Source organism: Vibrio sp. 10N.247.311.13 (assembly GCF_041467595.1).
GTDB lineage: Bacteria > Pseudomonadota > Gammaproteobacteria > Enterobacterales > Vibrionaceae > Vibrio > Vibrio crassostreae_C.
Genome location: NZ_JBFSUX010000011.1, coordinates 22,776 through 31,572, shown reverse-complemented (window position 1 = coordinate 31,572; position 8,797 = coordinate 22,776). Strand labels below are relative to the sequence as shown.

Below are 8,797 nucleotides of genomic sequence, written 5' to 3'. Positions count from 1 at the left end.
AGCCGGCAGATTTACAGTCTGCTCCCTTTGGCCACTCGGGAACCCCTCCAGGGTGTTTTTTCCTAACTCATAATGGATAGGCTAAAGAGATGTTTTTCCCAACGCATCTCTCAAGTGCGGAGCGCATCATAGCAAACACGCTAAACCTGTAAAGGGTTTTTCTTATGGTTTTGTGTTAAATGCTGCCTTTTTGGGCAAAGATGGCGAAAAGTACGCATATTGCTCGTGAAGTGAACATCTGTACTAAGGTTTACGTACTGATAGGTAACACCTTGAGGTGACAGGCTTTCTGTATTGTGTTCAATGTGTCTAAAACGTGATGAAACGTAAATGGAATTTAATCTAGATTTACACTTCTTGACGTTACAGCATTCATCAGTTGATAGAATACGGTTAATTTCATTTATAGATAATAATACCTATCGTAGTAAGTAACTTGTCATTCTAGCTTGCTAAAATGCTCGAGAACAGCGTCAGATATTTTGATTGTAGAATAACTACTTATCGAAACTATCTGTTGAAAAGAGCTGCCTTGTTCTCAAGCCTTTTCCCTACGCTATTTCTGACCACTTACTCACTGTGATTGGTATAAACTTACTTGCAGACCATTATTATGAAGCGTAAATCTGTTTTAACCCTGCTTAGCTTGTCTATTCTTATGGCGTCTCCAGCCGTACTCGCTAAACGTATGGGCCCAAGCACTGTCACTGTTGTTACTGAGCAGGTTGATATTCACCAAGTTAGCCAATCTCTTTCGTTGGTCGGTAAGCTAGAAGCCGACCAATCGGTAATGATCACTTCTGAAGTGGCTGGCAGAGTGGACTCTATCAACATTAAAGCCAATCAAGATGTCACTAAAGGGCAGATGTTGGTTCAACTCGACGATGACAAAGCAAAAGCGGCAGTTGCAGAAGCGCAAGCTTATCTAAAAGACGAGCAACGTAAGCTAGCGGAATTTCAACGCCTAGTGAAACGTAACGCGATCACGCAAACTGAAATTGACGCTCAGAAAACGAACGTAGAGATTGCCAACGCTCGTTTAGCTGCTGCAAATGCCAATCTGAAAGATCTTCACATCAGCGCGCCATTCTCGGGCACTGTTGGTTTTATCGACTTTAGCCGCGGTAAAATGGTGACAGCAGGTACTGAACTCGTGACCTTAGATGACCTATCGGTAATGCAATTAGATCTGCAGATCCCGGAGCGCTACCTTTCTAAACTGTCTAAAGGTATGAAAGTAACGGCTCGCACTAGCGCATGGGGCGACACTCAGTTCACTGGTACTGTAGTAGGCATTGATTCTCGTATTAACGCTGAAACCTTGAACCTTCGAGTTCGAATCCACTTCGACAACAATAATGATTATCTAAAGCCAGGTATGTTAGTGGCGGCGGATATGGACTTCCCACCAGTGGAAGCGCCAATCATTCCAGTTCAAGCGCTTGAGTATTCAGGTACGAAGCGTTTCGTTTATGTTATCGACGAAGATAATAAAGCAACTCGTACAGAAGTTTTCCTTGGGGCACGTATCGATAACGAAGTCGTGATCGACAAAGGCATCGAAATTGGCCAGAAGATCGTGGTGCAAGGTATCGTGAACATGCGTGACGGCGTCTTGGTTCAAGAGCTTGCCGTTAATCGCCCGGCTGATGCAGCAAGTGATAAAAAAGCACAAGAAGGCGCTAACTAATGTTGTTATCTGATGTTTCTGTAAAGAGACCAGTAGCGGCCGTCGTATTGAGCCTACTATTGGTTGTGTTTGGTATTGTCTCTTTCAATAAGCTCGCGGTTCGTGAGATGCCAGATATTGAAAGCCCGGTAGTATCGATCAGTACTCGTTATGAGGGTGCGTCTGCCACCATCATTGAAAGCCAAATAACCTCCAACCTTGAAGACCAGTTATCCGGCATCAGTGGTATCGATGAGATCGAATCCACAACGCGTAACGGTATGTCGCGTATCACGATTACTTTTGAGCTTGGTTACGACCTCAATACCGGTGTGAGTGATGTTCGTGATGCTGTAGCTCGTGCGCAGCGTTCATTGCCAGATGAAGCCGACGACCCAATTGTTTATAAGAACAATGGTAGTGGTGAAGCTTCGGTCTACATCAACTTAAGTTCGACGGAGATGGACCGAACGCAGTTAACCGACTACACCGAACGTGTGTTGATTGACCGCTTTAGTTTGATTTCTGGCGTGAGCTCGGTGGATATCTCAGGTGGCTTGTACAAAGTAATGTACGTGAAGCTGAAACCTGCGCAGATGGCGGGTCGTGGCGTTACTACCTCGGACATCACTTCTGCTCTGAACAGTGAGAACATTGAAAGCCCAGGTGGTGAAGTACGTAACGATGCGATTGTGATGTCGGTTCGTACTGCTCGTTCTTACACTGAATCGGAAGATTTCGAATATCTAGTCGTTAAACGTGCCTCTGATAACACACCTATCTACTTGAAAGACGTAGCGGATGTTTACATTGGCGCAGAAAACGAGAACTCGACCTTTAAGAGTGACGGCGTTGTTAACGTAAGTATGGGTATCGTGCCTCAGTCAGATGCGAACCCACTTGAGGTGGCTGACTTAGTCCATAAAGAAGTCGAAGCAATTCAAAAGTTCTTGCCAGACGGTACTCGTTTAGCTGTCGACTATGACTCAACTGTCTTTATCGACCGCTCAATCTCTGAGGTTTACAGCACGCTCTTTATCACGGGCGGCTTGGTTATCCTTGTGCTTTATATCTTTATTGGTCAAGCACGTGCAACACTTATTCCAGCGGTAACCGTACCTGTATCTCTGATCTCGTCGTTTATTGCCGCGTACTACTTCGGTTTCTCTATCAACCTGATTACCTTGATGGCACTTATCCTGTCGATTGGTTTGGTGGTAGATGATGCGATCGTGGTGGTTGAGAACATTTTCCACCATATTGAACGTGGTGAGTCACCGCTGCTTGCGGCCTATAAAGGTACTCGTGAAGTAGGCTTCGCGGTAATCGCAACAACGCTTGTATTGGTAATGGTATTCCTACCAATCTCGTTCATGGACGGCATGGTTGGCCTATTGTTTACCGAGTTTTCTGTATTGCTTGCGATGTCGGTGATCTTCTCGTCGCTAGTCGCATTAACGCTAACGCCAGTGCTAGGCAGTAAGATCCTTAAAGCGAACGTTAAACCAAACCGTTTCAATTTGTTTGTCGAGCGCGTATTTGGCAAGCTTGAGTCTGGATACCGCGCGGTATTGCGCCGTGCTCTTAACTGGCGTTGGGCCGCTCCAATCATCATTATCGCGTGTATGGGCGGTAGTTATGGCTTGATGCAACAAGTGCCGTCGCAACTGACGCCACAAGAAGACCGTGGTGTTATATTTGCGTTTGTTCGTGGTGCCGATGCAACCAGTTACAACCGTATGTCTGCCAACATGGACATCGTTGAAGAACGCTTAATGCCATTGCTTGGTCAGGGCTTCTTGAAGTCATTCAGTATTCAATCACCAGCGTTTGGTGGTAATGCGGGTGACCAAACGGGCTTCGTAATCATGATCCTAGAAGACTGGGATGAGCGTGACGTTACCGCACAAGAAGCGTTGAACGAAGTTCGTAAATCGTTGAACGGCATTCCAGATGTGCGTGTATTCCCGTTCATGCCGGGCTTCAAAGGTGGTTCAAGTGAGCCTGTTCAATTCGTACTTGGCGGTTCTGATTACTCTGAACTTCAGAAGTGGGCAGAGCTCTTAAAGCAAGCGGCTGAAGATTCTCCAATGATGGAAGGCGCGGACATCGATTACTCTGAGAAAACACCAGAGCTATTGGTAACCGTAGATAAGCAGCGTGCAGCAGAGCTAGGTGTTAGCGTTTCAGACATTTCAGATACGTTAGAAATCATGCTTGGCGGCCGCAGTGAAACGACCTTCGTTGACCGTGGTGAAGAGTACGACGTGTATCTGCGTGGTGATGAAAACAGCTTCAACAACGCGAACGATCTAAGCCAAATCTACATGCGAACTCAGTCTGGTGAGCTGGTTACACTTGATACGCTGACGCACATTGAAGAAGTGGCTTCATCGATTCGTTTGTCGCACTACAACAAGCAGAAATCGGTGACCATTAAAGCGAACCTAATGGAAGGTTACACGCTGGGTGACGCGCTCGATTTCCTTGATGAACAAGCGATTGAACAGCTACCGGGTGATATTTCAGTGAGCTACTCTGGCGAGTCAAAAGACTTTAAAGAGAACCAATCAAGTATCCTAGTGGTGTTTGCGCTAGCGATGCTGGTCGCATACTTGGTACTGGCCGCGCAGTTTGAAAGCTTCATTAACCCGCTGGTGGTGATGTTCACCGTACCTATGGGTATCTTCGGTGGCTTCTTAGGCTTGGTGCTGATGAGTCAAGGGCTCAACGTCTACAGCCAGATTGGTATGATCATGTTGATCGGTATGGTAACCAAAAACGGTATCTTGATCGTAGAGTTTGCTAACCAACTTCGTGACCGTGGTATTGAGTTTGAAAAGGCGATCATTGATGCTTCTGCTCGACGCTTACGTCCAATCATGATGACGGCATTCACGACGCTGGCTGGTGCAATTCCATTGATTACTTCAACGGGCGCAGGCTATGAAAGCCGAGTGGCTGTGGGTACGGTTATCTTCTTCGGTATGGGCTTCGCGACATTGGTTACTCTGTTCGTAATTCCTGCGATGTACCGACTGATTTCAGGATCAACACGCTCTCCGGGTCACGTGGAAGCGGAACTTAATAAAGAGCTTAGCCATGACAACGTGGGAAGAACCAGTCACGGTTAATGAACACGCACGATTAATGAACACGGAATAGTGTAACAATATTGAAAAGCCTGCGTTTGCTCCTAGCGAATTGCAGGCTTTTTTTGTATAACAAACAGAGCTCAACGAATTAATACAATAAATCGAATAAAGGAAAGTAAAGTGGCTGAATTTAAATACAAAGATCTTTCTCAAGAAGAACAAGATAAGCTGGATGCAGCAACCTTTCGTCGCCTGCTAGCACACCTAGATAACAATAAAGATGTGCAGAACATCGATCTGATGATCTTGGCTGGCTTCTGCCGAAACTGTTTCAGTAAATGGTACAAAGCGGAAGCAGAGCAACAAGGCTTAGACTTGGATATCGATGACGCTCGTGAGCGTGTATACGGCATGACTTACGATGAGTGGAAACAAAACCATCAACCAAAAGCGACGCCTGAACAACTCGCGGCATTTGAAGCGAAGCAGAAGCCAGAGTAATTTGTTCTCGTTAGTGGCTGACTAATAGAATGAATAAACAAAAAGAGCCCATCAAGGGCTCTTTTCTATTTCGAACTATCGGTTTTGAACTTAAGCCAACTCACCCGTTTGCGAGAAAGCTTCTAACTTCGCTGCATAAGGTTGTAGGTCTCCGATATTCAGATTTACCCACTCGTCATTGAAGTAAGTGTCTAGGTAACGCTCACCACTGTCACACAGTAAAGTCACGATAGAACCTTTTTCTCCACGTGCTTTCATTTCACTGGCTAATTGAAGCACACCGTACATGTTAGTCCCGGTTGATGCGCCGACCTTGCGACCAAGAATGTCAGATAACCAATGTGTCGTTGCGATACTTGCTGCGTCTGGGATTTTACGCATTTCGTCAACCACACCAGGAATGAAGCTTGGTTCTGCTCGTGGGCGACCAATGCCTTCAATCTTGCTGAATGTACTACCTTTCACGTTCGCATTGCCTGTTTGGAAGTATTCGTGGAATACAGAGTTCTCAGGGTCCACAACACAAAGCTTAGTTTCATGTTGTTGGTAGCGAATGAAACGGCCAATCGTCGCTGAAGTACCGCCAGTACCTGGGCTCATTACTACCCAAGCCGGAACTGGGTGATCTTCCATCTGCATTTGATTGAAAATCGAGTTCGCGATGTTGTTGTTACCACGCCAGTCGGTTGCGCGCTCAGCGTAAGTAAATTGATCCATGTAGTGACCATTCAATTCTTCTGCTAAACGGCGAGACTCATCGTAAATTTCATCTGAGCGGTCCACAAGATGCGCTTGGCCGCCGTAGAATTCAATTTGCTCGATCTTTTTCTTCGCTGTGCATTTTGGCATTACCGCGATAAATGGAAGGCCAAGTAGGCGAGCGAAGTAAGCTTCAGACACCGCAGTACTGCCCGATGAAGATTCAATGATCGTGGTTTCTGGGCCAACCCAACCGTTACAGATAGCGTATAAGAAGAGAGAACGCGCTAAACGGTGCTTTAAAGAGCCTGTAGGGTGTGTGCTTTCATCTTTAAGGTAAACATCAATGCCTTCGATACTTGGTAGATCGAGCTTGATAAGGTGCGTATCCGCTGAGCGTTGGTAGTCCGCTTCAATTTTACGAATCGCGTTGTTAATCCATTGATGGTCAGTGCACATAAACGTTCTCCTGATCGAGTGTAGGAATTCTTTGTAATTGGTATGGTTCTAATTTATCTATAATCGGAGAGAAAAACTTTGCCATATTTGCTTTGTTTTGCTTAAATTGTAGAAAATTATTCTCTTTAAATGCGATTTGGTGAAAGTGTGATAGATGCCGTAGATAAAAAAATATTAGGGTTACTGCAAGAAGACAGCACCCTGTCATTGAACGATATTTCTGAAGCGGTCAATCTCACTACAACGCCTTGTTGGAAAAGGCTTAAGCGCCTCGAAGAGAACGGCATTATTGAGAAAAGAGTTGCACTGCTGAACCCGGAAAAACTGGATCTTTCCTTTACTGCGTTCGTATTGGTGAAAACCAGTGATCATTCTCATGAGTGGTATGGTCGTTTTGTGAATACTGTGTCGGAATTTCCAGAAGTGATGGAGTTCTATCGCATGGCTGGCGAATATGATTATATGATGAAGGTTCAGGTTAAAGACATGAAGTGCTTTGATGATTTCTATAAGCGCTTGGTGAATAGCATTGATGGTATCTCTAATGTGACCTCGACGTTTGCGATGGAACCATTGAAGTACACGACAGCATTGCCGCTTTAAGCTGCGCCTAGTAATAGATTAACTATCGCTTTAGTTTAACTATCTTCTCAGTTTAGATCTCGTCTCTGCGATAAAGAAAAGGATTATTCATGTTTGCAAAAGTATCTACCGCTATCCAGTTGGTACTGGCGGTCGCCATTTTTTACTTGGGTTACACCATCTACTCATTGACTAATAAAGTCGGTGAAATCGTTGATACTTACCCGCAAGTTATCGAAGACATATCGGGCCTCACCAAAGGGCTCAAAGTAGAAGAGCTATTAGCGCTTGCAGAACATGTCAGCGATCTTGCTCCTCAGGTGTTAAACACTGTCGAAGAAGTTAGAAAGACGATCGATGATGTGAATCAAACCGTAGCCTCGGTCGACAACAAAATCCCTGCGATATTAGATGAAGTGAAAAATGTTCGAACGGAAGTCGAGCAGGTAAGAACCGATGTTATTCCACCAACATTAACTGAATTAAAGAGATACCGCGTAGACGTAATGCCACCGATGCTCGCTGAAAGTAAGTCTTACCGCGAACAGACTATTCCTGTCATCGTCACGGAATCTGAAATGCTACGAGCGGAAGTCCCAGGTATTTTGGCACAAGCTAATTTGTTAGCTGATAAGAGTAAGGAACTCGCTCAGGGAGCCGCTGAGGGCGCGGTGAAAGGCGTAGTGTTATCGCCATTTAACCTTCTACGAGACGCAGGTGATGGCATTAAAACGCGAGTTCAAGGCGAGTTTGAGCCAACGTTAGAAGTTGAGTAGGTTTTATTGATTTTTGCGTGACGAGTTTTCTTAAGCGTCATTAAAGAAAGAGGCTAGGTATTAAACCTAGCCTCTTTTTGTTTGTGCGTATTTGGGGCTTGTAAGAAGCGTTTATCCGCTATTTATTTGAGTGCTATTTAGTAAAACGCATCACACCTTCTTGTACTGCTGTCGCTACCAGCTCACCTTTCTGGTTGAAGATCTCGCCGCGCACTAGGCCGCGAGTGTTCGCTGCCGTTGGGCTTTCAATCGCATAAAGCAGCCATTCGTCCATTTTGAATGGGCGGTGGAACCAGATTGAGTGGTCAATCGTCGCCACTTGAAAATTTGGCGTCATGATAGAGACTTCATGTGGGTGAAGCGCCGTCACTAAGAATCCCCAATCCGATGCGTAGGCAAGCAGGTATTGGTGGATCAAGTGGTTGTCTGGCATCGCGCCATTCGCTCTTACCCAAAGGTATTGTTTCGCTTCCGTCTTCTTAGGTTTCAGTGGGTTTACCACCGTCACCGGACGCATCTCAATCGGCTTTTCGCCACAGAAGGTTTTGCGCAGTTTCTCTGGTAAGAATTCCGCAATGTGGCTCGCTAATTCAGTTTCTGAGGCAAAGTTCTCTGGTCCCGGAATATCAGGCATTGAAATCTGGTGCTCAAACCCTGGCGCATCGCCATGATAAGAAGCAGTGAGATAGAAAATAGGGCGGCCATTTTGAATCGCTTTTACACGGCGTGTGCTAAAGCTGCGTCCATCTCGTAGGTTCTCAACATCGTAAATGATTGGCTTTTCAGGATCGCCGGGAAACAGAAAATAACTGTGGAACGAGTGAACACTACGGTCGTCTTGAACGGTATAACGAGCAGCAGAAAGCGCTTGTCCCAATACCTGACCGCCGTATACCTGTGGTAGGCCTAGGTTCTCACTTTGCCCACGGAATAAACCTTCTTCCAGTTTTTCTAGCTGAAGTAAACTTAGTAATTCTTGTAAAGGTTGACTCATCGCCAGCATTCCTCTTCGTAAA

At 45.6% G+C, this 8,797-nt stretch carries 7 protein-coding genes; 5 read left to right on the top strand and 2 right to left on the bottom strand.

Translation table 11 applies throughout. The features are described 5' to 3' along the window. The first annotated feature begins 613 nt into the window (after positions 1–613). The 3 genes from AB6E52_RS07105 to AB6E52_RS07095 all read left to right on the top strand — a co-directional run bounded on the left by AB6E52_RS07105 (position 614) and on the right by AB6E52_RS07095 (position 5,265). Positions 614–1,690, top strand: a complete 1,077-nt coding sequence (locus AB6E52_RS07105; protein WP_017070261.1) for an efflux RND transporter periplasmic adaptor subunit — start codon at positions 614–616, stop codon at positions 1,688–1,690. Next, positions 1,690–4,803, top strand: coding sequence for a vibriobactin export RND transporter permease subunit VexH (gene vexH, locus AB6E52_RS07100; RefSeq protein WP_102319977.1), 3,114 nt, complete (start codon positions 1,690–1,692; stop codon positions 4,801–4,803). Before AB6E52_RS07105 ends, vexH begins: the two co-directional genes overlap by 1 nt. Before the next feature lie 141 nt (positions 4,804–4,944). Further along, positions 4,945–5,265, top strand: coding sequence for a DUF1244 domain-containing protein (locus tag AB6E52_RS07095; RefSeq protein ID WP_004736423.1), 321 nt, complete (start codon positions 4,945–4,947; stop codon positions 5,263–5,265). 90 nt (positions 5,266–5,355) lie between these two features. Here the strand turns inward: AB6E52_RS07095 and AB6E52_RS07090 are convergent, their stop codons facing one another. Continuing rightward, positions 5,356–6,423, bottom strand: coding sequence for a PLP-dependent cysteine synthase family protein (locus tag AB6E52_RS07090; protein ID WP_017064069.1), 1,068 nt, complete (start codon positions 6,421–6,423; stop codon positions 5,356–5,358). Positions 6,424–6,552: 129 nt separating this feature from the next. Here AB6E52_RS07090 and AB6E52_RS07085 point away from each other — a divergent pair, with 129 nt between their 5' ends. Together AB6E52_RS07085 and AB6E52_RS07080 are read left to right on the top strand one after the other, a co-directional pair. After that, positions 6,553–7,026: an Lrp/AsnC family transcriptional regulator gene (locus tag AB6E52_RS07085; RefSeq protein WP_017062025.1), complete on the top strand. Its 474-nt coding sequence runs from the start codon at positions 6,553–6,555 to the stop codon at positions 7,024–7,026. Between the two features lie 89 nt (positions 7,027–7,115). Further along, positions 7,116–7,781, top strand: a complete 666-nt coding sequence (locus AB6E52_RS07080; protein WP_017070264.1) for a hypothetical protein — start codon at positions 7,116–7,118, stop codon at positions 7,779–7,781. A gap of 133 nt (positions 7,782–7,914) precedes the next feature. On the opposite strand, the gene tesB is transcribed toward AB6E52_RS07080, so the two are convergent. Next, positions 7,915–8,775 carry an acyl-CoA thioesterase II gene (gene tesB / locus AB6E52_RS07075; protein ID WP_029235187.1) on the bottom strand — a complete coding sequence of 287 codons (861 nt, stop codon included), beginning with the start codon at positions 8,773–8,775 and terminating at the stop codon, positions 7,915–7,917. Positions 8,776–8,797: the final 22 nt, after the last annotated feature.